22 protein-coding genes and 1 pseudogene are annotated in these 26,785 nt (G+C 40.9%); 20 read left to right on the top strand and 3 right to left on the bottom strand.

Annotation, left to right across the window (positions count from 1 at the left end):
- Nucleotides 1-95: 95 nt before the first annotated feature.
- The 6 genes from B7700_RS04305 (at nt 96) to B7700_RS04280 (ending at nt 8,235) form a co-directional block, all read left to right on the top strand.
- The gene (locus tag B7700_RS04305) at nt 96-800 is read left to right on the top strand and encodes an acylneuraminate cytidylyltransferase family protein (protein WP_084887395.1); all 705 of its coding nucleotides are present in this window, start codon (nt 96-98) and stop codon (nt 798-800) included.
- Nucleotides 797-1,675 (top strand): glycosyltransferase family 52, encoded by an 879-nt coding sequence (locus B7700_RS04300; protein ID WP_084887358.1) that lies wholly within the window; start codon nt 797-799, stop codon nt 1,673-1,675. The genes B7700_RS04305 and B7700_RS04300 overlap by 4 nt, the downstream gene beginning before the upstream one ends.
- A 199-nt stretch (nt 1,676-1,874) precedes the next feature.
- The gene (locus tag B7700_RS04295) at nt 1,875-3,194 is read left to right on the top strand and encodes a glycosyltransferase (protein ID WP_084887356.1); all 1,320 of its coding nucleotides are present in this window, start codon (nt 1,875-1,877) and stop codon (nt 3,192-3,194) included.
- 161 nt (nt 3,195-3,355) lie between these two features.
- Nucleotides 3,356-6,463, top strand: a complete 3,108-nt coding sequence (locus tag B7700_RS04290; protein ID WP_084887354.1) for a YSIRK-type signal peptide-containing protein — start codon at nt 3,356-3,358, stop codon at nt 6,461-6,463.
- 262 nt (nt 6,464-6,725) lie between these two features.
- Nucleotides 6,726-7,583 (top strand): VOC family protein, encoded by an 858-nt coding sequence (locus B7700_RS04285; RefSeq protein WP_084887352.1) that lies wholly within the window; start codon nt 6,726-6,728, stop codon nt 7,581-7,583.
- Between the two features lie 94 nt (nt 7,584-7,677).
- The gene (locus tag B7700_RS04280) at nt 7,678-8,235 is read left to right on the top strand and encodes a sugar O-acetyltransferase (RefSeq protein WP_084887350.1); all 558 of its coding nucleotides are present in this window, start codon (nt 7,678-7,680) and stop codon (nt 8,233-8,235) included.
- A 156-nt stretch (nt 8,236-8,391) separates the two neighbouring features.
- On the opposite strand, the gene B7700_RS04275 is transcribed toward B7700_RS04280, so the two are convergent.
- Nucleotides 8,392-9,075: a DUF4956 domain-containing protein gene (locus B7700_RS04275; protein ID WP_084887348.1), complete on the bottom strand. Its 684-nt coding sequence runs from the start codon at nt 9,073-9,075 to the stop codon at nt 8,392-8,394.
- A pseudogene (locus B7700_RS04270) lies at nt 9,068-9,848 on the bottom strand (polyphosphate polymerase domain-containing protein). The gene B7700_RS04275 and the pseudogene B7700_RS04270 overlap by 8 nt, the downstream one beginning before the upstream one ends.
- A gap of 228 nt (nt 9,849-10,076) precedes the next feature.
- On the opposite strand from B7700_RS04270, the gene B7700_RS04265 reads away from it, so the two are divergent.
- Nucleotides 10,077-11,315 carry a carbohydrate-binding domain-containing protein gene (locus B7700_RS04265; RefSeq protein WP_084887346.1) on the top strand — a complete coding sequence of 413 codons (1,239 nt, stop codon included), beginning with the start codon at nt 10,077-10,079 and terminating at the stop codon, nt 11,313-11,315.
- Nucleotides 11,316-11,562: 247 nt separating this feature from the next.
- On the opposite strand, the gene B7700_RS04260 is transcribed toward B7700_RS04265, so the two are convergent.
- Complete coding sequence (locus tag B7700_RS04260; RefSeq protein ID WP_049487693.1) at nt 11,563-11,796, bottom strand: hypothetical protein; 234 nt, start codon at nt 11,794-11,796, stop codon at nt 11,563-11,565.
- Between the two features lie 613 nt (nt 11,797-12,409).
- Between B7700_RS04260 and B7700_RS04250 the strand changes: the two genes are divergently transcribed.
- The 13 genes from B7700_RS04250 (at nt 12,410) to B7700_RS04180 (ending at nt 26,544) form a co-directional block, all read left to right on the top strand.
- Nucleotides 12,410-13,126, top strand: a complete 717-nt coding sequence (locus B7700_RS04250; RefSeq protein WP_000734673.1) for an ABC transporter ATP-binding protein — start codon at nt 12,410-12,412, stop codon at nt 13,124-13,126.
- A 1-nt stretch (nt 13,127) separates the two neighbouring features.
- Nucleotides 13,128-14,210 (top strand): ABC transporter permease, encoded by a 1,083-nt coding sequence (locus tag B7700_RS04245; protein WP_001259055.1) that lies wholly within the window; start codon nt 13,128-13,130, stop codon nt 14,208-14,210.
- Nucleotides 14,211-14,249: 39 nt separating this feature from the next.
- Nucleotides 14,250-14,873 carry a TetR/AcrR family transcriptional regulator gene (locus B7700_RS04240; RefSeq protein ID WP_000361928.1) on the top strand — a complete coding sequence of 208 codons (624 nt, stop codon included), beginning with the start codon at nt 14,250-14,252 and terminating at the stop codon, nt 14,871-14,873.
- A 272-nt stretch (nt 14,874-15,145) separates the two neighbouring features.
- Nucleotides 15,146-15,910, top strand: coding sequence for a nucleoside phosphorylase (locus B7700_RS04230; protein ID WP_049487699.1), 765 nt, complete (start codon nt 15,146-15,148; stop codon nt 15,908-15,910).
- A gap of 33 nt (nt 15,911-15,943) precedes the next feature.
- Nucleotides 15,944-17,323 carry a TrkH family potassium uptake protein gene (locus B7700_RS04225; RefSeq protein WP_070479508.1) on the top strand — a complete coding sequence of 460 codons (1,380 nt, stop codon included), beginning with the start codon at nt 15,944-15,946 and terminating at the stop codon, nt 17,321-17,323.
- A gap of 13 nt (nt 17,324-17,336) precedes the next feature.
- Nucleotides 17,337-18,002, top strand: coding sequence for a potassium channel family protein (locus tag B7700_RS04220; protein ID WP_084887344.1), 666 nt, complete (start codon nt 17,337-17,339; stop codon nt 18,000-18,002).
- A 351-nt stretch (nt 18,003-18,353) separates the two neighbouring features.
- Nucleotides 18,354-19,370, top strand: a complete 1,017-nt coding sequence (locus tag B7700_RS04210) for a glycosyltransferase family 2 protein (protein ID WP_084887340.1) — start codon at nt 18,354-18,356, stop codon at nt 19,368-19,370.
- Between the two features lie 115 nt (nt 19,371-19,485).
- Nucleotides 19,486-21,186, top strand: coding sequence for an SSURE domain-containing protein (locus B7700_RS04205; RefSeq protein ID WP_084887338.1), 1,701 nt, complete (start codon nt 19,486-19,488; stop codon nt 21,184-21,186).
- 123 nt (nt 21,187-21,309) lie between these two features.
- A complete protein-coding gene (locus B7700_RS04200) occupies nt 21,310-22,005 on the top strand; it encodes a response regulator transcription factor (RefSeq protein ID WP_000520651.1) in 696 nt (231 codons plus the stop codon).
- Nucleotides 22,005-23,057 (top strand): sensor histidine kinase, encoded by a 1,053-nt coding sequence (locus tag B7700_RS04195; RefSeq protein ID WP_084887335.1) that lies wholly within the window; start codon nt 22,005-22,007, stop codon nt 23,055-23,057. Before B7700_RS04200 ends, B7700_RS04195 begins: the two co-directional genes overlap by 1 nt.
- A gap of 194 nt (nt 23,058-23,251) precedes the next feature.
- Nucleotides 23,252-23,863: a 30S ribosomal protein S4 gene (gene rpsD, locus B7700_RS04190; protein ID WP_084887333.1), complete on the top strand. Its 612-nt coding sequence runs from the start codon at nt 23,252-23,254 to the stop codon at nt 23,861-23,863.
- Between the two features lie 605 nt (nt 23,864-24,468).
- On the top strand, nt 24,469-25,275 hold the full coding sequence (locus tag B7700_RS04185; protein WP_084887331.1) for a coiled-coil domain-containing protein: 807 nt from the start codon (nt 24,469-24,471) through the stop codon (nt 25,273-25,275).
- A 21-nt stretch (nt 25,276-25,296) separates the two neighbouring features.
- Entirely contained in the window at nt 25,297-26,544 is a 1,248-nt protein-coding gene (locus tag B7700_RS04180; RefSeq protein ID WP_084887329.1) for a toxic anion resistance protein, read from the top strand.
- Nucleotides 26,545-26,785: the final 241 nt, after the last annotated feature.

Here is a 26,785-nt window from a genome sequence, read left to right as displayed (position 1 = left end):
GAATGATTGAACAGAAGAGATGTTTAGATAGTGCTTGTTTTAGCTATCTGGTGATAGGTTTCTTGGCACTTATCTCTATTTTAGAGGGAGAATCTATGAATGTAAAACGTAAACCCATAGCCGTCATTTTGATCCGTTCGGGTTCACGCGGCTTAGTGGATAAAAATATCAAACCGCTAGCAGGCAAACCTTTGGTTTTCTATACCATCGAAGTCGCTCTAGCCTCCAAGCTATTTAGTGACATCTGGGTCTCATCAGACTCACTCGCCTATCTAGAACTCTGTCGACAAGTCTATCCAGAGATTTGTTGTGTCCATAGACCAAAAGAATTGGCCCTATCAACAACCTCTAGCTTAGAGACCTTACGAGACTTTTTACAGCCCTTTGAGGAAGGTCAGGTCTTTGTGAATCTACAGGTGACCTCACCCTTGAGAGAGGTGGAGCACCTCGTCGAGTCCTATCAACTCTACTGTCAGTCTGGGGCCGACCATCTGATTTCCTGTGTTAGGGCGGACAAGAGTCGTAGTCTTTACTTGCAGTTGGCGGAGTCATCATTTATCCGTCCCCCTCAAGTTTCCAAGCACTATGCTCGGCAGAAAGAGCCTGTCTATTATTATCCCAACGGTAGTATCTGGATTTCTCGCAAGGACCTTTACCTACGAGATGAGACCTTTTACACAGATAAGACAGTAGCCTATGAAATGCCCAAACTCTATTCTTATGATATCGACGATGCCTTGGACTTTGAAGTCGTTGAGACCTTGCTGCAACATCACCACCTAGGAGAATCAAAGAGATGAAACACCTCATCATTGCCACAACGCCCTTGCAGGCCAAGATTACCCAGCATATCAAGGGACTTTATCCTGATCAGGAATTTGTCAGCCTTTATGTCAGTCCTGTCAAAAATGCCCGTCAGAAGCATTATGCAAAGGATTTTGACCATGTTCATTATCCTCAAACGACAGAGGACTTGGCTCAGATTTGTCAGGAGCTGGCCGGAGACTATGAAACCATCTTTTATGCTAGTTTTGACAATAGCTTGATTCTGGACTTGGTTGCTAGTTCGACCTACCATCACCTCATGAGTTTCGATGATGGCTATGCGGATATTTACCCTTTGGGAATGTATGCCCTCCCTCTTCAACTCAGTCAGGTGGGTTCTTTGGGCTTGACCAGAGATGACTTGATTGAGCGGACGGAAAAGCACTACACCCTTTATCGCAGTGACTACCATGTCGTAGCTAGGGAGAAGCTGGTTTATCTGGAGCATTTTTTTGACCTGCCACAAGCACCCGTCTCAAATGGTAAGACGGTCAAGGTCCTGTTGGGGCAAAAGTTCTCTGAAGAGGACGATCAAATCTCCATCCGCTTTATCAGTACCTATGCCAAGGCCTTGGCCATTGACCTCTATCTACCCCACCCCAAGGAAACCTTCACTATCCCAAGCGTGACTTACTTGGAGACGGAGCTGATCTTTGAAGATGTCCTAGCCCAACTCTTTCAAGAATACGAGTTCGTTCAGGTCTATCACTTCACCTCGTCTGTCAGCCTCCACTTACAAGACCTGCCCCATGTGACCATCACAGGCATTTCCCTCCCCTACTATGAGGACCGTCAAAAAGAATTGCGACGCTTAGGTTGTCAGTTTGAAAGGGTTTCACTTGGCTGGTAGCACAAATATATATTTTAAAATATGGAAATCCATGCACTAGCTTGGATTTTTTATTGGGGTATTAAGTAGATGTTAGGTATATTGATAGAATCTAGTAAAAGTATGATTCATATGATATAATTCAGATTAGTAAATCTTTCTGACAAACAAGTACAGATAAATGAGTCGCGAAGGTTACCGTATATGATAGGAGATTGTTATGACTAAAATGGTTACAATACATCCAGGGCTCTGGCAAAGAGAGGTTAGAAAATATGGCTTTGAATCATCCCAATTGTCTAGAAAGAAAATTGCAGATTATTTAGGTTGGGGACATCTATATATTTTAACCCATCCTCAAGTTCGACCAGATTGGAAGGCAGGCTATGAACAAATAGGTTTTGAAAGGGATGAATTAGTGAGTGTAAGCCATTATCAATCAGATATTGGTCATGATGAATTAAGTATTCGTCCTTCCGATATCATTGATAGGTATCCTAATGGAAAAATGACTGTTATTAATGGATTTGTGGCTAGTATTGAATTAGAAGAAGAAACTCTATATTTTACTTCCGGATTATATTTAAAGAAAAATAAAAAAGAAGAACTGGAATGGTTAAATCGAGATGGTTCGACAGCGATGCGGGCACGGTACTATAAGCCAAGAGAAGAACCAAGTCCCATTTATATGATGGAGGACAATTATTTATATTATAAAGATGGAGAATGGTTAACCTACGAAGACTTATTGATTCAGGTATTAATCAGTCTTACAGATAAGAAAGACATCTTAATTCGAGATCAACATAACGTGGTGACTCCCAAATTATGGCGCTTTGTAGAAAATACAAACCGTCTCTATTGGGAATATATCCATGACAATGTATTGCTAAATCCAGCTCATAATCTAAGAAGAAAAACTAGATATTTAGTAGCTTCAGAAGTATTAACATCAATCTTGCAAGATTTAGGGTATCACGCACAATTTATGCCACCGATTTTTGCACCTCAAGTTTCCTCAGCAGTATTACAAAGAAGAAAGCCTAGTTCCTATTGTTATGTAGGGAATATGAGTAAGGTAAAAAGGGTAGAATGGATTATAGAAGCCTTTAGGAAGTTAGAACAAGAAGGCCTACCTGTAGAAGTATTCTTATATGGTGGAGATATTGAAAAATTGAAGAAAGAGTATCCGACTTTGCCATCTACCATTCATGTTGTTGGATATGTAGATGAGGTACCTTATTGGGAACATGATGGCTATATTTCAACTTCCCAAAAGGAATTATTTGCCAATGCCTGTGTTGAAGCTATGAGTTTTGGATTGATTCCCTTGCTTTCTAATGTTGAAATTGCTCATCAATATTATGCATCTAAGAACTCAGATATTTGCTTATATGATACACCAGAGGAGTTAGCGCATCTTATCAAGTGTTTATATGAGACTGATAAAGAAATCGAGCTAGAAAATACAAGTAAGTTTGTGAATCGATATTCAAAAGAACAAGTTTCTAAGAGATATTTATCACTCATGAACGCCTAAAAATGAAATAGATAATGAGATTTTATTGGATATCTTATTATCTATTTTTTTTAATTTCCTTTATGTATAATTGTTTGATAAAGGAAACTGAGAGTGATATACTAGTATAGTTAGTATAATTTTTTATAATGAGTAGAAAGAAATAAAAGGGAAAAGACCTTATGAAAAAAGATACAATTCAAAAATATTCATTACGTAAATATAAAGGAATTGGTGCAGCGTCTGTTTTATTAGGGATGATGGTTGTTGGAGCTAGTCCGGTATTGGCTGAAGAAACTACAAATACAGCTAATGAAACTACAGTAACACCTGCAAAAGATAATGTGGAAATGGAAACGTTGAGTAATGGTACTGGTAGCTATACAATGCCAAAAATGCATGTGTTTGATGGTTTGAATTATCATGCAACGGGGACAGAAGATGGATATGAAAGAAATCATCGCGAGAATGAAGGTAGAGCCAAATATAATTTAGACAGAGTTGAAAAGGAAACTATAAAAAAACAAGGAGAAGATAACTTTAAGGATTCAAAAATTTCTTATGTCACAAAAGAAGGCGAAGTGCTGAAAGAAGAATCTGATGTAGAAATTCCTGTTGGTGATAAACACCTTTCTAGTACTACTATGGATTATAAAATTCGTGGACTTTTTGGCAAACGTTATGAAGGAAATGTAGCAAATTTAACTAATGATGTTTTAAGTAAAATCAAAGAAGCTGATAAAGTTTTAGAAAAGAACGGAGAAAAATATCATAAGATTGATACAGAAGTAGATAAACATGAGGGGACTACTAAGGAAACAACTTTCAATGATATTACAGTACATGCAAATCCTGGAAACTTGCATAATGAAGATGGAAGTATTCGCTATAACAATATTAAAGAAGGTAGTCGAGTTTGGTTAGTTTCTGAAACTGATGAAGGAAAATATGGGAAGTATGTTTTAGCCACAAAACCAACTACAGCCAATGATTCTTGGGCTGTTGAAACATTTAAACAAGGTGAAAATGATGCTAAAGATTTTACAAAAGAAAATATAACAACTGATGGTGGAATTAAGGAAGGAGATACTATATTAGTTGTTGAAAAAAATGAGGTAGCATTAAAAGAATCTGTTTCTACAGCAACGGAACAAGAAGCGTATACGGCGGGTGCATTTTTTAATGAGAAAGCATTAGAGGAAGGCTTAAATAATCTTTTAGATGAGAGATTAAGAGATTTAAAAGACGAAGATGTCACTAACTCTGAAAAAGAAAAGACATGGGAAGAAATCTATAAGGTTACATTAACAAATAAAAATGCAGTAGATAATAAGAATCGTCCTACTTATTCTGTACATCAGGAGTTTAATGGTTATATAAGAGAAAACGGAAAGTTTGTAAAATATAACGATGTGACAGAATATATAACTAAGCTAAAAGAAATGTTTGGCGAAAAAGAAATTACAGTAGGATGGAAAAATTCTCGAGATAAAGTAGAACCAAAATTTGTTGGAAATATTGAAGAGTTTAAAGACACTGCTAACTACGAGAGTGAAAAAGCAAATGTCACGAAGTTTAAAGAGGCTCATAAAGCAATTCAGTATGTCGACCAAGTTCCAACAAATGCAAATTTTGTAAAAAATGTGTTTGAAGTAAATGTAGATTTTAAACTAGGAGATAAGAGTACAGATTCTTATTATCCTAGTGAAGATGATGATTCTAATCAACCAGAAAAAACTTATTTAGCTTATAGATTTGGCTATTTTGGTTCGAAATATTATAGTGAAGATACTAGATATCAATATGGATTAGGCCAATTATATAAAGAATATGAAAAAGATGGAGTTCGATATAGAATTGCCGCACCTACGAAATATGAACAACATGCGTCAATATCTGAGCCTATTTATAGTGAAATTCATTATTACGACTTATACCAACCAACCCGTGCTTACCATATTAGTGATCAACTAACTAATGTTAAAAACATCTACGCTAAGGAAGAAACAGAAACTACTGAGAGTAAAGGTAGTGTCATTGTTAAGTATGAATTAGCGGATGGAACTTCTATTAAAGAAAGTACAGATGTTGTTAAAGATGCAGTGATATCTTCTACAGAAACTAAATATTACTTAAATAAGGATAATCAAAAAGTAGTAGTAGGAACACCAACGACAACAAACAAAGAGGTTTCATATGATGCTACAACGGTAAAACTACAAGAAATCACCAAAGATGGTAAAAAATATAAACTAGTAGGACTGAAAACTGGCTCTCCGGCTGAGACAGGAAAAGTTGCATCAGGAACTACTGAAATTACCTATGTCTATAAACTAGCAACGGGTGGAAATGTATTTGCAAAATACATGTTAGAAGGAACAACTACTGAAATAGCAGCAGGAAAACTACTAACACAAGATGCTTCTATAGGAGATGAATATACGTCTACTGCTCCTAAAGTGGGAACAATACTTCAAAAAGATGGTAAGTCTTATTTTTACAAAGGACATCGTGCTACATCAGCGCCTGAAATAGGTACAGTTGATGAAAATGAAAAAACAGTTATTTATGACTTTTTAGAATACTTTAGTGAAAAAGGTGAACCAGAAGTACAGCCGGAATTACCAGAAGGAATTGTAAGTGAGAAGGGTGAACCAGAAGTACGACCAGAATTACCAGAGGGAGTTGTAAGTGAGAAGGGAGAACCGGAAGTACGACCAGAATTACCAGAAGGTATTGTGAGTGAGAAGGGTGAACCGGAAGTACGACCAGAATTGCCAGAAGGAGTTGTAAGTGAGAAAGGTGAACCAGCGATTCATCCTGTAGCTCCATTATTGATTACTCGTCATATTATTATTGGATCAAATGAAGAACTTATTCCAATTCAAATTGGTAAATTGGCTCCTAAATCTGATATCATATCGAAAAATGGTAAGAAATATCGATATACAATGACCCATGAAAAAGATGGCATTATTACCCATTTATATACGGAGGTAATAGGTGATGATGTAACGAAACCACAGAATCAAGAATACCTTCAGTCAAATCCTGTTAAGATTGATGAACCTACAAAACAAGAAGGTTCTCATCAAGATGAAGCGGTTGCCCAAGAAGAGGACAAGTCATCTCAGGGGCAACACTCAGAATCTGGGGAAGAGTTACCTCAAACAGGACAAGCTGAACTTCCAAACACTGGTACAGAAGACAATGCTCGCCTAGCAGCACTTGGACTTTTTGGAGTATTGAGCGGATTTGGAATTGTTGCTCGCAAGAAAAAAGAAGACTAATTCTAATTAGATTTTCTGACAAGAAAAAGGAGTAGGATATCATATCCGCTCCTTTTCTTTTTGGGTTGAGATGAGAGTCATCTTAGAGTTGGTAAAAATTTTCAATGGTTTGATTGTCAATTCTCTGTAGATTTTCTCGTTCTAATCCCATATAGACAAGATTACAGAATCATAATCTATAAGTTGTCTGGCTTGACTTTCTTGATGGAAATTATATAATAGTTGTAATGAAAAGAATTACAACGAGAAAAGAGAACCATTTATGACCTATGAATACAAGAGCCACATTTATTTGGCAGAGGCAGTTTTGAATGTAAAGGATTTGGCGAGTCAAACAGCCTTTTATCAGCAGATTATTGGTTTAGAAATCTTATCTCAGACTGAGACAGAGGCTATTCTGGGACTTGGTGGAAAAGCCTTGGTACACTTGATTCAAGCACAAGAGAGCAGTGAAGTAAGGGAACATTATGGCCTTTACCATCTGGCTATTCTCTTGCCGATACGCAAAGCTTTGGCGGATGTCTTAAAACATCTGACAGATTTACAGATTCCTCTTGTCGGCGGTGCAGATCACGGTTACAGTGAGGCCCTTTACTTGGAAGATTTGGAGGGGAATGGCATTGAACTCTATCGAGACAAGCCCGTTGCAACATGGGATATTCGAGAAGATGGACGTATTATCGGGGTGACAGAGGCCCTTGCGGCGCAGGATATCTATGAGTTGGGGGAAAGAGTAGAGCCTTTTATCCTAGCAGAAGGTACGAGAATGGGGCATATCCACCTGTCCGTCAAGGATAGTCGAAAGTCCAGCCAGTTTTATCAAAATGTGTTAGGGCTAGAGGATAAATTCAGTGTACCTAGTGCTAGTTGGATTGCAGCTGGGGACTACCATCATCATTTGGCAGTCAACGAATGGGGAGGAAAAGGTCTGGCTCCGCGTAAGCAAGGCTTGCCAGGTTTGGCCTACTATGTCATCGAAGTTGCAAGTAAAGAAGAACTATTAACGATTGCGCAGCGAGCACAAGAAGTTGATGCACCAATCAAGTGGTCGACATCTAGCCAGCTGGAAATTACAGACCCAGATGGAATTGTGACTCGTGTTCGCTTAGACAGGATATGATGACAATCAGAGCATCAATTGTGGAAAGTGCTCCTTATCCTAGTCAGATATGTCGAAAATTGATATGATAGTAGGGAATAAGGAGAAAAATACTATGACTAGCGAATACCAGAAAATGATAGCAGGCGAGTTTTACCGTCCATCAGACCCAGAACTGAGAGCCTTAGCTCAAGCTTCTCGCCAAAAACAGGCTGCCTTTAACAAGGAAGAAGATCCCTTAAAAGGAGCCGAAATCATCAAGACTTGGTTTGGCTCAACCGGAAAAAATCTTTATATCAACACTCGCTTGATGGTGGACTACGGTGTCAACATCCATTTAGGGGAAAATTTTTACTCTAACTGGAACTTGACCATGCTGGACATCTGCCCCATTCGTATCGGGGACAATGCTATGATCGGTCCCAACTGTCAGTTCTTGACACCCCTCCATCCACTAGATCCGCAGGAGCGAAATTCAGGTATCGAGTACGGAAAGCCTATCACAATCGGAGATAATTTCTGGGCTGGTGGTGGCGTCATTGTCCTTCCTGGAGTGACACTGGGAAATAATGTCGTTGCAGGAGCAGGGGCCGTGATTACAAAGTCCTTTGGCGACAATGTTGTTTTAGCTGGCAATCCTGCGCGCGTGATTAAGGAAATACCTGTGAAATAAAGCGATTGAGCAAATAGTTTTTAAGATAAGAAAAAAGCATCATATCAACGTTTTTTAAACATTTGATATGATGTCTTTTATCATAAATCAGATTGACTTTTTCTTCTTACTATTGAGTGTTTACCTGGATTCTTTTTAGATTTTACGCAAGAAGTTCTATAAATTCTTTCTCTTCTTGGCATTCTTGGTCAGGGAAACCTGGTAAGTATCCTGTTCTTTAGTGAGATAATTGATGATTTGAAAATCGTCTGTTTGAGCCTTGAAATCCATTTCATAGACAGTGGTGACTTGTTCTCCATCATTGCTAGTATCAATCGAGATGAGGTCTAACTCAGTACAGAATTGTGATAGTCCAGATTGGATAGTTTGAAGTTGATTTTCTTGGTTCGCAATTGTGATGGTCAATAGCCTGCGACGTTGGTGATTGCTCTTGCTTTGTTGCTTCTCTAAAAGAAGCCATACCGCTAAGATAAAGACAGTGAAGAGAATAGCTAGAGCTAGGTAGCCTGTCCCTGCTGCTAGCCCGATAATCATGGCAAGGAAGATAGCAATTAGTTCCCGTGAACCACTGGTAGCTGAACGAAAACGAATGAGGCTAAAAGTTCCTGCAACGGCGATAGAGGTTCCTAGGCTGCCATTTACCAGAAAGATGACCAAGGTCATCAAGCAGGGGAGTAGGGTCAAACTGACAGCGAATTCTCGTGTATAGAGAGTACGGTGTTTGTAAGCCCAGGTCAGCGCCAAACCTAAAATCAGGCTGACCAAGAGAGCCAGAAAGAGCTGGATAGGATTTGCAGTGGCAGTTGTGTCGTTGAAGATAGAATTAAAAAGATTAGACATAAGTAGTACCTACACTTTCTGTGCTTGGTCGTGGGCTATAGTCCAGCCCTTGAGACTTGTGGTAGGCGCAGCTGTATTTTGAAAATTTCTGCTCTACCAGTCCATATTGGTCGAGAATATCTTGTAGCCATTGGGGTTTTCTACCTGGAGCTTTAATTTCCATGATGACAATGTCCTCGTTTAGTAGAGGGAAACCGTCCTTTCCTGAGAATAAACTGACATTATCATCACGATAGGTTAGATTTTGGTCAATGGTGATACGAATTTTATTGTAGGGAAAACCGATAATTTCTTTCTTTCTTTTCCTTGAGAGAAAAACGGTCATAGTATATATACATACGAGGGATAATGGCTTGCTGATATTCCTCTTGGAGTTGCTGGATTTTTTCAATCATCATTCGATCCTTGATACTGCTATCCAGCTGTCCCTTGGTCATAAACTGGGTGATAGACTGGGGAGTCGATAAGAGACGATGTTTTCGTCCGACACCAGCTCTGTCCTTAGATTTGATTTCTAAAAATACCTGACTATCAGGCTGGACTTGACTGAGATAGGTTCGCATCCGAATCTTTTCTTTGCGCTTAGTACCTTGGCCATCCTCCTGAATCATATCAAATTGCTCTGTATCAAAGTAGATGTTGGAAATGGTCGAAGTTGGATAATCATCCTCTACGAGGTATATTTTTAAGTCCTCTATTAAATTAGCCAAGTCACCCTTGGCAACGACATATTTGGTTTCGATTCGTTTAAAGCTTGTTTCAATTGGTTTCATAAATCCTGTCTCCTTTATCAAACTATTTTAGTACGCTATCTTATTAGCAGATAGGTGTGTCTGGGCAAGTTGAACTTGCTTGTGATTAGTCTATGGAATTTTCCTAAAACTTTTGTTAAAGATAACTTAACTGAAACTGAACTTAAGAAAATTTTCAGAAAAAGTTTAGATTTTTTTCAGACTTCCCCTGTAAACTAAGCTCAAGCTAAATGAAGGTGAGGAAAAAGTATGAAATCAAAAAAATGGACCCTAATCTTAACCAGTTTAACAGCTCTGACTTTGATGACAGCTTGTGGGCAGTCAACGACCAAGTCAAGTACAACTGCAGCGGCAGATACCACTGCCATCTCAACTTCAGCTACAAACAGTCAATCTTCTTATTTTACAGAAAAGGACTATGATACTTCTTATGATGAAAGTACAGCTTCTAAGATTGAGTTATCTGGCTCATCAGCAAACGTCTCTGGAGATGGGGTGACAGTCTCTGGATCAACAGTGACCATCACAAAATCTGGGACCTATGTGATTTCAGGTCAGTCTGACGGAGTGCAGATCAAGGTCGAGGCAGATAAGTCGGCAGCTGTTCATCTAGTCCTAAAAGGTGCGACCATTACCAATACCAATGCAGCAATTTCAGCGACATCAGCCGGTCATGTCTACCTGACTCTGGCGGAGGGAACTACCAACAGTCTCTCTGACTCAAGCTCTAATAGTGATGACAAGGCAAATGCCGCTCTCTTTTCTAAGGTGGATTTGACCATCAATGGCTCAGGTACCCTTACTGTCGATGGCAAGAAGAACAACGGAATCAAGGCCAACGACACCCTCCACATCACGGGTGGAACCTATAACATCATAGCAGTTGGCGATGCCTTTAATGTTAATGATGAACTCAATATCACTGGTACGACCATGACCATCGATGCCAAGGAAGATGGTGTCAAAGTTGACAATGATGAGGATATGACTGTCGGCAATATGTATTTGGCTAACAATACCATAACAGTCACAGCAGGAGATGACGGTATTCACGCTTCTGGTAACCTAGTGATTGACAGCGGTACTTACACCGTCAAGAATTCGACTGAAGGAATTGAAGGGAAAGCCATTACGATTAATGGTGGTGATATCAATGTCTACGCGACAGATGATGGGGTCAATGCAGCTAATAAAAATGCTCAGCAAAGCGATATTTACTTTACCATGACAGGTGGTAATCTAACTGTAGAAGTCGGTCAAGGGGACACAGATCCGATTGACTCAAATGGCAATATCACGGTCACAGGTGGAACCATTAAAATGATTGGTCAATCAGGCTTTGACTTTGATGGAACAGCGACCTATACAGGTGGAGATATCTATCTCAACGGCGAAAAACAAACTGATATTGTGAACTCTATGCCTGGAGGCGGTGGACCTGGTGAGGGACCTCAAGGCGGCGGTCCAGCCCCTGGCGGACAAGGATAAACAAAAAAGGATAGCATTGCTAAGAGCAATGTTATCCTTTTTGTATCGTAGATTCATATGTTGCGAGTGGTTTTATAATCGTAGCTTTCAAAGGCTAAATTGTTCAGTCACCCGTTTTTGTTTACTTGAATTTCTTGAATTTTAAGAAGGTATTGAGTAGTTTTCCCTTAAATGTTTTGTTTTGGTAGGCGATTGTGAGGGAATTGAAAAATTCAACTGCTAGGTGTTCTTGGTGACCGAGCTCCATCTAGCTTGGGGTTGCTTCTGGGGAAAAGACGCCTAATTTGATGCGGAGTCCACCTTTTTTCATCTTGAACTGATGCATACCATACATCTTGATATCAAGGCTTGTATCGGACATGAGAGTAGCAGTATCACCTGCCATAGAAATTTTTGTATCGACATCCGGAACGCCTGTTTTTTCAGTATCTAGACTGATAAAGATTTTTTGATAAGTTGGTTGACCGTACTCTCCAATCAACTCCTCACTTCCTGTCCACCGTGAACTCCAGCAAATACAAAATGTTCAGGGTGAATTTTAAAAGGAAGTGCTTGGTCACCCATTTTATTTAGTCCTTGGTTGAAGGCGAAGAAATCTCTCAAAGTAAATCCATCCACGTAAGCAGCTTGTAGGTTACGTCCCTTAACCGAATTCTTAGAAAGCCATGCCGCATTTGGTCTGATTCTGCTAGACGGTCAGCGTAGAGTTCGAGGATTTTTTGACTTCCAAGGGCTAATTTGGTTTCAATTAGGTCTTGAAAATTTCTTAGTCTGTTTCATATAAAAATGAGTAAAATGAATTCCCATTACCAAGGTCATTAGAGTTGCGATAGCAATGACGATGGTTGGATTAGCCGAGAAAAGTAGAGGGAAAATAGGCCTTTAAAAAGTGGACAGAAAAGACCATTTCGGAGTATAGAGAGGAAGTTCAAAAACATTTTTAGAAATAAGACATGTGCATTATAAACATCAGATACGAATCTGGTGCTTTATTTTTTAAAGAATTTCAACTTTTTTCTTGACAAGTGAGTAAACACTCACTATAATAGGTCTATATTCAGTAAGTGAGTAAACACTCACCTAGGAGGAAGCTTATGAAAAAATTGCTACATTTACAAGATTTGGATAAGTCTTTTTGTCGTCAAATGGTTTTGAATCATGTCAGCTTTGAATTGCAGCCGGGAGAAATTATAGGCTTAATAGGTCCGTCTGGTGCTGGTAAATCGACTATGATTAAGACTATGTTAGGGATGGAAAAAGCTGACGGAGGGGTTGCTTTGGTATTGGATCATACTATGCCCAATCGTCATATTTTAGGAGATATTGGTTATATGGCCCAGTCAGATGCCTTATATGAGGCTTTGTCAGGTCAAGAAAATCTGGAATTTTTTGGTCAGCTAAAAGGGCTATCCAAAAGAGATCTGACAGCTGAAATTGCCCATGTGGCTCAAGTTGTGGATCTGGCAGAGCATTTGAATAAAACGGTATCCGGTTATTCTGGAGGAATGAAGCGACGCTTGTCTTTAGCCATCGCGCTTCTGGGGAATCCTCAGCTCTTGATTTTGGACGAACCGACAGTTGGAATCGACCCTTCTCTTCGGAAGAAAATCTGGAAAGAATTATTCGCGCTTAGAGACAATGGGGTTGGGATATTAGTTACTACCCATGTTATGGATGAAGCAGAGTTAACGGATAAGGTCGGCTTATTATTAGGTGGAAAAATCATTGCTTTTGATACACCGCAACACTTAAAAGAAAGTTATCAAGTTTCAAGTATTGAAGAAGTATTTTTGAAAGCAGAAGGAGAGTAAGATGAGAACCATTGCTATTGCTAAAAAAGTTATCAAAGAATTGCTTCGTGACAAACGAACCTTGGCTATGATGTTTGTAGCGCCGGTATTTATTATGTGGCTGATGAACCTCATGTTTTCAGCTAGTACAACCGTGAATGTCAAGTTAGCGACACAAGATCTACCAACTGGTTTGATAACGAAAATGGATGAGCTTGATCATGTGGACATCGAGACTTATCAAGACTTAGATCAGGCCAAAGAAGCGCTAGCAAATGAAAAAGTCGATGCTGTGATTTCTTATAAAGACGGTGAGTATCAGGTCGACTACGCAAATACAGATGCCTCCAAGACATCTATGATACGACAAGTGTTACGAACAAGTATCGCCAGTGAAGGCACCGATCAGTTACTATCTCGTGTCAAACAAGCTTTTCCACAATTGAAATTAGATGCAAAGGCGCCTGAAATCAAAGAATCTTACCAATATGGAGATAAAAATACTGGATTCTTTGCACGTATGATTCCAATTTTAATTAGCTTTGTGGTCTTCTTCTTTGTCTTTTTGATTTCTGGTATGGCACTTTTGAAAGAGCGCACAAGTGGAACCTTGGATCGATTGTTAGCAACCCCAGTGAAACGTTCTGAAATTGTCTATGGCTATATGTTGTCTTACGGTATTATTGCGATTTTTCAAACGGCAGTTGTCGTCTTAGCAGCAATTTGGCTACTAGATGTAGAAGTTGTAGGAAATATTTTAAATGTTATAATAGTTAATGTGGTACTGGCTCTTGTAGCACTAGCTTTTGGAATTCTCTTGTCTACTCTAGCAAAATCAGAATTCCAAATGATGCAATTTATTCCTCTCGTGATTATGCCTCAACTCTTTTTCTCAGGGATTATTCCATTGTCATCCATGGGAGCATGGGCTCCAACTGTGGGGAAATTTTTGCCATTAACCTATTCTGGTGATGCAATAAGCCAGATTATTCTTTACGGACACAATCTTGGTGATATTTTGCCAAATCTTGGTGTTTTAATGATTTTCTTGATCATTTTAACAATTCTCAATATTGTTGGATTGCGTCGTTATCGTAAAGTTTAGAAATCAACATAAATAATGCTAAAAAGGTGTGAAGATTAGATGGATAAGACTGTTTTTGAATCGTTTGAAGATTACTTAGAAGAAGCGAATTACCCTCAAGGAAAGAAAAAAATCATGCAGGCAGCAGTGGATCTCATATCAACTAGGAGTTACCATGGGACCTCAACTCTTCACATAGCTGAGCGTGCTGGACTAAGCCAGGCAACTTTGTTTAAGTATTTTAAGACGAAGGATGATCTACTGACGGCTATTTTACATCCTGTAGTCCCAGGCATTTTCGGTAGTTTTGTTGAGGAACTCTTAGCTTTTGAAACGACAGAAGAGAGGGTTCGTTATCTCGTCCACGATCGTATGAGCTATCTCAAAAAAAATCGTGCTTTGATGAAAATCATTCTGCAGGAGAGTTTTTCAAATAAGAAACTAAAAAATGAACAGATTTTTATCTGGAATGCTATTCAAGATAAACTTCGAGTGCTTCATAAAGAATTGCTAGCAGATCCACGTGTAAATCCAGAGTTAACGATTCCTCAAATGGTTCGTATTTGTGTTGGTCCATTGTTGGCTTACTTCGCTCAACTTTATATCGTTAGCGACAACGGAGAAATAAAGGAAGAGGACCTAGACTTATTAGAAAAACAGATTTTAGGTGGTTTGTGGAAATAAGGGAGTTCTAGAAGAGCTAAGATTTATTTACTTGACTTTCAAACAAGCTAAAAAAGACATGTTCTGCTTATTTCAGATTCATGTCTTTTTTGTTGTTGGATTTTGTATTCTTCATAAGTCCTCAATCGCTTTGCCAAAACAGAAACCGACTTCTCCAGCGGTGCAACGATTTCTCAAGTGTATGGAAGAGGAGATTTCTGGCTTGCTAAAGAGAATTCCTTGACACTCTGTCAGCTTTTGATACAATAGTACAAAATCAGAGGAGGTGGATTATGATTCAGAAACATGCGATTCCTATTTTAGAGTTTGATGACAATCCTCAAGCGGTCATCATGCCCAATCACGAGGGGCTGGACTTGCACTTACCAAAGAAGTGTGTCTATGCTTTTTTAGGTGAGGAGATTGACCGCTATGCGAGGGAAGTAGGGGCGGACTGTGCCGGCGAATTTGTTTCTGCCACCAAGACCTATCCAGTTTATGTCGTGAACTACAAAGGCGAAGAACTTTGTCTGGCTCAGGCTCCTGTTGGTTCAGCTCCAGCAGCCCAGCTTATGGATTGGTTGATTGGCTATGGTGTGGAGCAGATTATTTCCACTGGAACCTGTGGTGTGCTGGCTGATATAGAAGAAAATGCCTTTCTAGTCCCTGTTCGCGCTCTGCGAGATGAAGGAGCTAGTTATCACTATGTGGCCCCTTCTCGTTATATGGAAATTCAGCCAGAGGCTATTGCTGCTATTGAGCAAGTTTTGGAGGCCAGAGGGATTCCCTATGAAGAAGTCATGACCTGGACCACAGATGGTTTTTACCGAGAAACAGCTGAAAAGGTGGCTTATCGCAAGGAGGAAGGCTGTGCTGTTGTGGAGATGGAGTGTTCTGCGCTTGCGGCAGTAGCCCAACTGCGAGGGGTTCTCTGGGGTGAATTGTTGTTCACAGCTGATTCCTTAGCAGACTTGGACCAGTACGATAGTCGTGACTGGGGTTCAGAAGCTTTTGAGAAGGCCTTGGAACTCTGCCTTGAGATAACTTCTCAGATATAGCTACTCTCCCTCTTTTTATGGTACAATGGATGTATGTTATTCAAATTATTTCTTAAAAAAATTGAAAGGGCCTTGGGTGGACTTTCGCCAGCTCGTCGGATCTTTTTAAGTTTTGCTGGAGTTATTTTTATAGGCTCTCTTCTTTTGAGTTTGCCTTTTGTTCAGACAAATGGTTCTCAGGCCACTTATTTTGACCATCTTTTTACGACGGTGTCCATGGTCTGTGTGACTGGCCTTTTTACGCAACCAGTGGCTACTACCTATAATGTCTGGGGGCAGTTGATTTGTATGTTCTTGATACAGATTGGTGGTCTGGGGCTCATGACTTTTATCGGGGTCTTTTATATTCAGGGGAAGCAAAAGCTTAGTCTTCGCAGTCGTGAAACCATTCAGGAGAGTTTTAGTTATGGGGAGACTCGGTCGCTGAAGGCCTTTATGCGCTCCATCTTTTTGACGACTTTTCTGGTGGAGGGCTTGGGCGCCTTCCTGCTAAGTTTCCGTTTTATTCCTGAGTTCGGCTGGGGACGAGGCATTTTTACCTCTATCTTTTTAGCCATTTCAGCCTTTTGTAATGCTGGTTTTGATAATTTCGGCAGTAGCAGTTTAGTGGCTTTTCAGACGGATCCCTTAATCAATCTGGTCATTGCTGGCTTGATTATCACAGGTGGTCTTGGATTTATGGTCTGGTTTGACTTGGCAACCCAGTTTGACAAGAAGAAAAAACGCCGTCTGCGTTTTCACACCAAGCTGGTCCTCTTCTTGACCGCAGGGATCTTGCTGTTTGGGACAGTATCCACACTCTTTACGGAGTGGCACAATCCAGGAACCATTGGCAATCTCAGTGTGCCAGAGAAAGTGCTGGTCAGCTTTTTCCAAACCGTCAGCATGAGAACGGCCGGTTTTGCTTCTATTGATTACACCCAAGCTCGGCCTGTGACCTTGTTTATTTATATCCTACAGATGTTTCTGGGTGGAGCGCCTGGAGGGACGGCTGGGGGGCTTAAGATTACGACTTTCTTTGTCTTGTTGGTCTTTGCGCGTAGTGAATTGCTGGGCTTGCCTCATGCCAATGTTGCGCAGAGAACCATTGAGGCTCGAACAGTCCAAAAATCCTTTAGTGTCTTCATTATCTTTTTGATGACCTTCTTGTTGGGCTTGATGTTGTTGGGAATTACGGCAGAAGGAACACCGCGATTTATCTACCTCATGTTTGAGACCATTTCAGCCCTTGCGACAGTTGGGGTGACGGCAAATCTGACACCAGAATTGGGCAAGCTAGCTCTCAGCATTGTCATGGTGCTCATGTTTATTGGCCGTATCGGTCCCTTGACCTTGCTGGTTAGTCTAGCTGACTACCAGCCTGATAAGAAAGATTTGATTCAGTATATGAAAGCAGATATTAGTATTGGATAAGAAAGGAAGAATGATGTCAGATCGTACGATTGGAATTTTAGGTTTGGGGATTTTCGGGAGTAGTGTCCTGACGGCCCTAGCCAAGCAAAATATGAATATTATTGCCATTGACGACCACGCCGAGCGTATCAATCAATTTGAGCCAGTTTTGGCGCGTGGAGTTGTGGGTGATATTACAGATGAGGAACTCCTCAGAACTGCAGGAATTGATACATGTGATACGGTTGTAGTGGCAACAGGGGAAAATCTGGAGTCGAGTGTGCTTGCAGTTATGCATTGTAAGAGCTTGGGAGTACCAAGGGTTATTGCCAAGGTCAAAAGCCAGACAGCTAAGAAGGTGCTAGAAAAAATCGGTGCTGACTCGGTGATTTCACCTGAGTATGAAATGGGGCAGTCTCTAGCGCAGACCATTCTCTTTCATAACAATGTTGATGTCTTTCAGCTGGATAAAAATGTGTCTATCGTAGAGATGAAAATTCCGAGTGTTTGGGCAGGTCAAAGTCTGAGCCAGCTAGATCTACGTGGCAAATACAACCTCAATGTCCTAGGATTTCGTGAGCAAGAAAATTCACCCTTGGATGTCCAGTTTGGTCCTAGTGACCTCTTGAGGGCAGATGCCTATATCTTGGCAGTCATTAACAACCAGTATCTAGATGACTTGGCAGAATTAAATTCGTAAGGAGGGAATTTCCCTCTTTTTTAATGTTCAAGATAGGAAATAGAGACAGACTCCTTGTATTCTAGTAAAAGTTCTTCAAAGGCTGGACTTTATGGTAGAATAGAAAGAAGTGACAAGAGAGTAATACTCTTCGAAAATCTCTTCAAACCACGTCAACGTTGCCTTGCCGTAGGTATGGTTACTGACTTCGTCAGTTCTATCCACAACCTCAAAACAGTGTTTTGAGCTGACTTCGTCAGTCTTATCTGCAACCTCAAAGCAGTGCTTTGAGCAACCTGCGGCTAGTTTCCTAGTTTGCTCTTTGATTTTCATTGAGTATAAGAAAAAATCAGTCCCCTAAAGGAGTAGATTATGAAGTTATTGTCTATCGCCATTCCTAGCTATAATGCCGCAGCCTATCTTCATTACTGCGTGGAGTCGCTAGTGATTGGTGGTGAGCAAGTTGAGATTTTGATTATCAATGATGGGTCTCAGGACCCGACTCAGGAAATCGCTGAGCGTTTAGCCAGCAAGTATCCTAACATCGTTAGAGCTATCTATCAGGAAAATAAGGGCCATGGGGGTGCCGTCAATTGCGGCTTAGCGGAGGCTTCTGGTCGTTATTTTAAAGTAGTTGATAGTGATGACTGGGTAGATCCTCGTGCCTATTTAAAAATTCTTGAAACCTTGCAGGAACTAGAGAGTGAGGGGCAGGAAGTTGATGCCTTTGTGACCAATTTTGTCTATGAAAAGGAAGGTCAGTCTCGTAAGAAGAGTATGAGTTATGAGTCAGTCTTGCCTGTCCAACAGATTTTTGGCTGGGATCAGGTCGGAAATTTCTCAAAAGGCCAGTATATCATGATGCACTCGCTGATTTACCGGACAGATTTGTTGCGAGCGAGCCAGTTCCAACTGCCTGAGCATACTTTTTATGTCGATAATCTCTTTGTCTTTACCCCCCTTCAGCAGGTCAAGACCATGTACTATCTGCCTGTCGATTTCTATCGTTATTTGATTGGGCGTGAGGACCAGTCTGTCAATGAGCAAGTGATGATTAAGCGCATTGACCAGCAACTCAAGGTAAATCGACTCTTGGTAGACCAGCTTGATTTATCTAAAGTAAGTCACCCAAAAATGCGAGAGTATCTGCTGAATCATATTGAAATCACGACGGTGATTTCTAGTGCCTTGCTCAATCGAGCAGGCACAGCAGAGCATCTGGCAAAAAAACGGGAGCTGTGGACCTATATTCAGCAGGAAAATCCAGAGGTCTTTCAGGCTATCCGTAAGACTATGTTGAGCCGTTTGACCAAACATTCAGTCTTGCCAGCTCGCAAACTTTCCAATGTCGTCTATCAAATCACCAAGTCTGTTTATGGATTCAATTAATATAAGTATTTTATAAGAGGGATTTAAGGAAAATTTTAACTTTTTCTTAATCCTTTTTAATTTTAGGAGATTATACTAGAGTCATCAAATAAAGAAAAACTCTAAGGAGAATCCTATGAAATTCAATCCAAATCAAAGATATACTCGTTGGTCTATCCGCCGTCTTAGCGTCGGTGTTGCCTCAGTTGTTGTAGCCAGTGGCTTTTTTGTCCTAGTTGGTCAACCAAGTTCTGTACGTGCTGATGTGGTCAATCCGACCCCTGCTCAAGTTATGCCAGATGCTACTTCGGTGAGTGAAAAGAGTGACTTACCAGTAGAACTTCTCAAAGAAGCAGTCGATACCGCTCTTCCATCAGAGCAGGTAGACGCAACACCTAAAGCAAGCTTGGATGCTACAAGCTCTCCAGAAAAAGTGAATGTAGCTGATAAAGACCAAGTGGTAGCGCCAAAAGAAGAAGTGCAAGCAAAACCAGAATCTAAGAAAGAAACAGAAGATGCGCTTAAACCTGCGACAAATCCTGCGCCTACAGTTTCCGGACAAGACCGTGAAGCAAATGAAGCGCAACCAGCAACTACCCCAGCTGAAGTCCAAAAAGGCGTGGCTGACAATACTAAAGACACAGTAGATGTGCCAGCTACTTACTTGGACAAAGCGAACTTCCCAGGCCCATTCACAGCTGGTGTCAACCAAGTCATCCCATACGAATTCTTCGCCGGTGACGGTATGTTGACTCGTCTGATTTTGAAAGCTTCAGACAAGGCTCCATGGTCAGACAATGGTTCAGCTAAAAATCCAGCTCTTCCACCAGTAGAAAAATTGGGCAAAGGCCTTTACTTCTATGAAGTAGACTTGGCAGGAACTCAAGGCAAATCAGATAAAGATCTTCTTGACCTCTTGAAACAAAACGGTACTCAAAGTTACAAGGCAACTATCAAGGTGTACGGTGCTAAAGATGGCAAGGCAGACTTGAGCAATCTCGTAGCGACAAAAGATTTGGATGTCAACTTGAACGGTTTGACTACTCCAGCTGAAGTCCAAAAAGGTGTGGCTGACAATATTAAAGACACAGTGGATGTTCCAGCCTCTTACTTGGACAAAGCCAATTTCCCAGGCCCATTCACAGCTGGTGTCAACCAAGTTATTCCTTACGAGTTCTTCGCCGGTGACGGTATGTTGACTCGCTTGATTTTGAAAGCATCAGACAAAGCTCCATGGTCAGACAACGGTTCAGCTAAAAACCCCGCTCTCCCACCAGTAGAAAACTTGGGCAAAGGTCTCTACTTCTACGAAGTGGACTTGGCCGGCACCCAAGGTAAATCAGATAAAGAGCTTCTTGACCTCTTGAAACAAAATGGTACACAAAGTTATAAAGCTACCATCAAAGTTTACGGTGCGAAAGACGGCAAGGTTGATTTGAGCAACCTCGTAGCGACTAAAGAATTGACAGTGAACTTAAATGGGTATAAGTCCCTCAATGAGATGAAATCTAAAATGCCAGCTGCTAGTCAGGATAAGGTGATGCCTAATAAAGAGCAGGACAAAACCATGGATGCTAGCCAGCCAATGGCAACACCAAGCATGAAACAAGATCAAGCTCCAGCAGCCTCAAGCAAAATGTCTGATGAAGGCAAGATGGTATCTAATAACAAGGTATCAAGTCCAATGATGGCTGATCAAATGAAAGATCAAAAAGACATGCTTCCATATACTGGTGAAGCCCAAACATCAATGGCTACTCTTGGATTCTTTGGATTAGCTTTGGCCGGACTTCTAGGTGGACTCGGTTTGAAAGCTAAAAAAGAGGAAAATGACTAGTCTAGTTACAGACTTTCTATCTAGGATTTGAAAAATCCAGATATCGATTAGAATGTTCGTAAAGAGATAAAAATAGTGTTATACTATTGTGGTATAGCACTGTTTTTTTCAAAGGAGAGACAGATGGGAAAGACAATTTTACTCGTTGACGACGAGGTGGAAATCACAGATATTCATCAACGCTATCTGGTTCAGGCGGGCTATCAGGTTTTGGTAGCTCATGATGGAGTAGAGGCCTTGGAAATCTTCAAGCGAAAACCGATTGATTTGATTATTACAGATATCATGATGCCTCGGATGGATGGTTATGATTTGATTAGTGAGGTTCAGTATCAATCTCCAGATCAGCCTTTTCTCTTTATCACGGCTAAGACTAGCGAGCAGGACAAGATTTATGGCCTGAGCTTAGGGGCAGATGACTTTATTGCCAAGCCCTTTAGCCCTCGTGAGCTGGTTTTGCGTGTCCACAATATCTTACGTCGCCTTCATCGTGGAGGTGAGACAGAAGTCGTCAGTCTCGGGGATTTACGGATGAATCACGGTAGCCATGAGGTCCAAGTCGGAGATGTGGCGCTTGATTTGACAGTCAAATCCTTCGAACTTCTATGGCTTTTAGCCAGCAATCCAGAGCGGGTTTTCTCTAAGACAGACCTCTATGAAAAGGTCTGGCAAGAAGACTATGTAGATGACACCAATACCTTGAATGTTCATATTCATGCTCTTCGACAGGAGTTGGCTAAACATGCTAGTTCAGAAACACCCACCATCAAAACCGTCTGGGGCTTGGGCTACAAAATTGAGAAAGCACGAGGTAGTTAATGAAATTAAAAAGTTATATTTTAGTGGGGTATGTCATTTCAACACTCCTAACGATTATCGTGGTTTTTTGGGCTATCCAGCGAATGCTAATTGAAGAAAGAGAAATTTATTTCCTCGTGGGTATGACTCTAGTGGCTAGTTTTATCGGTGCTGGGATTAGTCTCTTTCTCCTATCGCCGGTCTTTACTTCATTGGGCAAACTCAAGGAACATGCCAAGCGGGTAGCGGATAAGGACTTTCCATCAAATCTGGAGGTTCAAGGCCCTGTAGAATTTCAGCAATTAGGCCAAGCTTTCAATGAAATGTCCCATGATTTGCAGGCGACATTTGATTCCTTGGAAGAAAGCGAACGAGAAAAGGGCTTGATGATTGCTCAACTTTCGCATGATATCAAGACCCCCATCACTTCGATCCAAGCGACGGTAGAAGGGATTTTGGATGGGGTTATCAAGGAAGGAGAACAGGACCATTATCTAGCAACCATTGGGCGCCAGACTGAAAGACTCAATAAACTGGTTGAGGAGTTGAATTTTTTGACCCTAAACACAGCTAGAAATCAGGTCGAAACGACCAGCAAAGACAGCATTTTTCTGGACCAGCTCTTGATTGAGTGCATGAGTGAATTTCAGTTCTTGATTGAGCAGGAGGAGCGAGATGTCCACTTGCAGGTAATCCCAGAGTCTGCCCGGATTGAAGGAGATTATGCCAAACTTTCTCGTATCTTGGTGAATCTGGTCAATAATGCTTTTAAATACTCAGCTCCAGGAACCAAGCTTGAAGTGGTGGCTAAGCTGAAAAATAACCAGCTTTCAATCAGTGTGACCGATGAGGGACAGGGGATTGCCCCAGAGGATTTGGAGAATATTTTCAAACGCCTTTATCGTGTAGAAACTTCGCGTAACATGAAAACAGGTGGTCATGGCTTAGGGCTTGCTATTGCGCGTGAATTGGCCCATCAATTGGGTGGGGAAATTACAGTCAGCAGCCAGTACGGTCTAGGAAGCACCTTTACCCTCGTTCTAAACCTTTCTGGCAATGAAAATAAAGCTTAAAACCCCTTTACAAATCCAGCCATTCATGGTAGAATGGATTTTGTGCGAAATATCAGCAGGAAAGCATGAAGCTCGTCAACAGGTGTCTTATGATAAGTAACCTTGGCTGTTTAGGCGAAGGGCATCTGCACGAATCAGGGCTTTCTAAGTGACTATTTCCACCGAAATATTATTTATATCAGGAGGACATTCACATGTCACGTTATACAGGACCATCTTGGAAACAAGCTCGTCGCCTTGGCCTTTCACTTACAGGTACAGGTAAAGAATTGGCACGTCGTAACTACGTACCAGGACAACACGGACCAAACAACCGTTCTAAATTGTCAGAATACGGTTTGCAATTGGCTGAAAAACAAAAACTTCGTTTCACTTACGGTGTAGGTGAAAAACAATTCCGTAACTTGTTCGTACAAGCTACAAAAATCAAAGGCGGAATCCTAGGTTTCAACTTCATACTTCTTTTGGAACGTCGTTTGGATAACGTTGTTTACCGTCTTGGTCTTGCGACTACTCGTCGTCAAGCTCGTCAATTCGTAAACCACGGTCACATCCTTGTTGACGGAAAACGTGTTGATATCCCATCATACCGCGTAACTCCAGGTCAAGTGATCTCAGTTCGTGAAAAATCATTGAAAGTTCCAGCTATCCTTGAAGCAGTAGAAGCTACTCTTGGACGTCCAGCATTCGTATCATTCGACGCTGAAAAATTGGAAGGTTCATTGACTCGCTTGCCAGAACGCGACGAAATCAACCCAGAAATCAACGAAGCACTTGTCGTTGAATTCTACAACAAAATGCTTTAATTTTAAGATATATCTTACAGAAAGCCTACAACAGTGGGCTTTTTGCTTTGTCTTAAAATGTTGATTTCTGGATTTGTTCAGAGATTTGCTAGTAAGATTATTTGCGTATCTAAGTCTATCTATGCCAAGAATTAAGCGATGTTGATGATATAAATCTGGTATGATATAATATTTTGGCCCCTTCAATTTAATGAAGGGAGGTGTTGCCGATGTTAGAAATTATCATCACAATTTTTCTAGCACCCTTAGTAGTCAATATTTTGACAACCTTGTTTGAGAAATGGCTTAACTCACGCAAGAAATAACCTTTAAGGGGCAATAAGCCAAAAAACCTCAACGCGGGAACGTTGGGGCTTTTTGTTGCCTTGTTAGACAATTATCATCACTATAATCCAATTCTAACACAACCCCTCCGATATTTCAAGCTTTTATTTTGATATTCCTCAGAGTGTGTTTGTGGTTTGAGTCCGCTTCACTGAAATTAGCCCACGCGCTACCAAGTTCCATTCTACAGCAAAGAAATCAACTCTTTTCTAGGGGATTTCCGCCCTCATTTTACTCTTTTGTGCTAAAATAGACTTATAAATTGAAAATAAGGAATGTTTATGAAATCGGGTAATGGTTTTTGGAAAGGTTGTCTCTATTTTTGGGGCTTCTTGTTCTTGTTGGGACTCTTGGTTCAATATGCTCTTCCGCTTGCGGCTTGTGTCCTACTGGGTTATGGCGGTTACCGTCTCTACAAACGTTGGCGTTATCCTCTTTTGCAGGATCGTTCTCTCGACGATAGGATTGAGCTTTTAAAAGCTCGGATTCGTCAGGCTGACAAAGACATTCAGCAACTAGAGGAAACTTTAGTAGAAAAAGGCTCAGAGTCCTATAAGAGTCTGGCCAATCAAGTATTGATCGAACTACGGGAAATCCATCAGGAGGCGGATCGTCTCAAGTCCTATATCGATGCTGATATTTACAACCGTATTGACAAAAAGGTTCGTACAGTAAGGGCAACTATCGATGTTCAGCTAGAACGTTTGGATAGGGAAAGTCAGGTAGATCTTGAAAATGCGGAGCCAGAGGAATTAGCTCCAGAATTATCCCAGACCTTGGCTAATATTGCCGTTGACCATCAGGCTATTTTAGACAAGATTGCTACCTCTGCTGAAGGGGATAAGGAAGAATTGACTGCCATTCATAGTTTGAAGATGGAGAAATTCCAAACGATTTTAGAAGGTTATTTAAAGATTAAGGCCAATCCGAAGAACTATAATCGGGCAGAAGAACGCTTAGAGCAAGCTAAAGCAGCTATCGAACAATTTGACCTTGAGCTAGACCAAGTCTTGAGAGAACTCAATGAAACAGATATGCGTGATTTTGATATCAGTCTGCGTATCCTAGAAAAAGATCGTAAAGAATAGGTTAGAAACAAAGGAGTAACCATGACAGAATTTAATTTTGATATTGACCAGATTGCCAATAATACGGTAGCTAATGTGGATAAAACAACCCAAATCATCGAGACCAATACTGGCTCAGACCAGACCTTGACCTTCCTTGAAAAGTTGAGCCCTGAGCAGCAAGAAGGAATCAAAGCGCACGTGCCCCAGTTAGTAGACCAATTTGTCACAAATCAAAATGCTCTTTTGGATTTTGGACAATCTGCTGTAGAAGGCGTGAACAATACAGTCAATCGTATCTTGTCAGAACAAAAGAAATTGCAGATTCCCCAAGTGGATGATCTACTCAAGAACACCAACCGTGAGTTGCAAGGCTTTGTCGTCAAATACAAGAACGCTGAAATTGCTGAGTTAGAAGAAAAGCCAAACTTTTTGCAACGATTGTTTAACAAGAGCAAGAATACCCTACAGGAATTTTACTTTGACTCAAAAACAGTGGAGCAAAAGCTCGATGGTATGGCTGCCGCAGTGGTCAAGCAAGAAGATGTGCTAGCCCGAAATATTGTCTCTGCTGAGATGTTGATTGAGGACAATACCAAATCCATTGAAAATCTAGTGGGAGTGATTTCCTTTATCGAAGCTAGCCAGACAGAAGCTGGTAATCGCGCTGCCGAACTGAAGGTCCAAGCTGACCAACTCGATACAAGTACGGTAGAATATCAGACCAAGTCACAAGAATTGGCCCGTATGGCAGAAGTGGTCAATACACTGGAACAACAACATACTGAGTATGTCAGTCGTCTCTATGTTGCCTGGGCAACAACACCTCAGATGCGCAATCTTGTGAAGGTGTCATCTGATATGCGCCAAAAATTGGGCATGCTTCGTCGCAATACGATTCCAACAATGAAGCTTTCCATTGCCCAACTGGGTATTTTGCAACAATCAATGAAATCAGGTGTCGTGGCAGATGCCATTGTCAATGCCAATAATGCTGCACTTCAGATGCTAGCTGAAACCAGTAAGGAAGTGATTCCGCAAATGGAACGAATTGCTCAAAGCCCGACAGTCGCTGTCGAATCGGTTACCAAACTGGCTGAAAGTCTGGTCGCTCAAAACCAAGGTATCGTCGCAGCTATCGAATTGGGCCGTCAGAAACGTGCCCAACTAGAAACAACCATTGTCAAGTCCGCAGAAATGATCAACGATTCTGTCAAACTACGCGATGAGAAAATCGTCCAAGCTCTTCTAGAACAAGGCAAGGCCGCTCAGAAAGAAGTACAAGAATAATACACAAGTCTCCTGTAATGTAGATTTGCAGGGGATTTTGTTTGTTTTAGTAGAAGTTTGAGGGTCAGGGAATTATTAATAGATTTAGAGAGAATACCCTAGAAAACCTTTTCACTACTAGTCTTTTATGATACAATGGAAGGAAGTAAAGGCGCTGTTTTTTCGATGTCGCAACGCCTTGGATGAATGAAAAGGAAGAGTCCCTATGGTTAAGCAAACAAGTCCCATGCAGAGAGCTACA

Source organism: Streptococcus mitis (assembly GCF_002096755.1).
GTDB classification, from domain to species: domain Bacteria; phylum Bacillota; class Bacilli; order Lactobacillales; family Streptococcaceae; genus Streptococcus; species Streptococcus mitis_AC.
The sequence above is the reverse complement of the archived record's forward strand: the minus strand, read 5'-3'. Positions and strand labels throughout refer to the sequence as shown.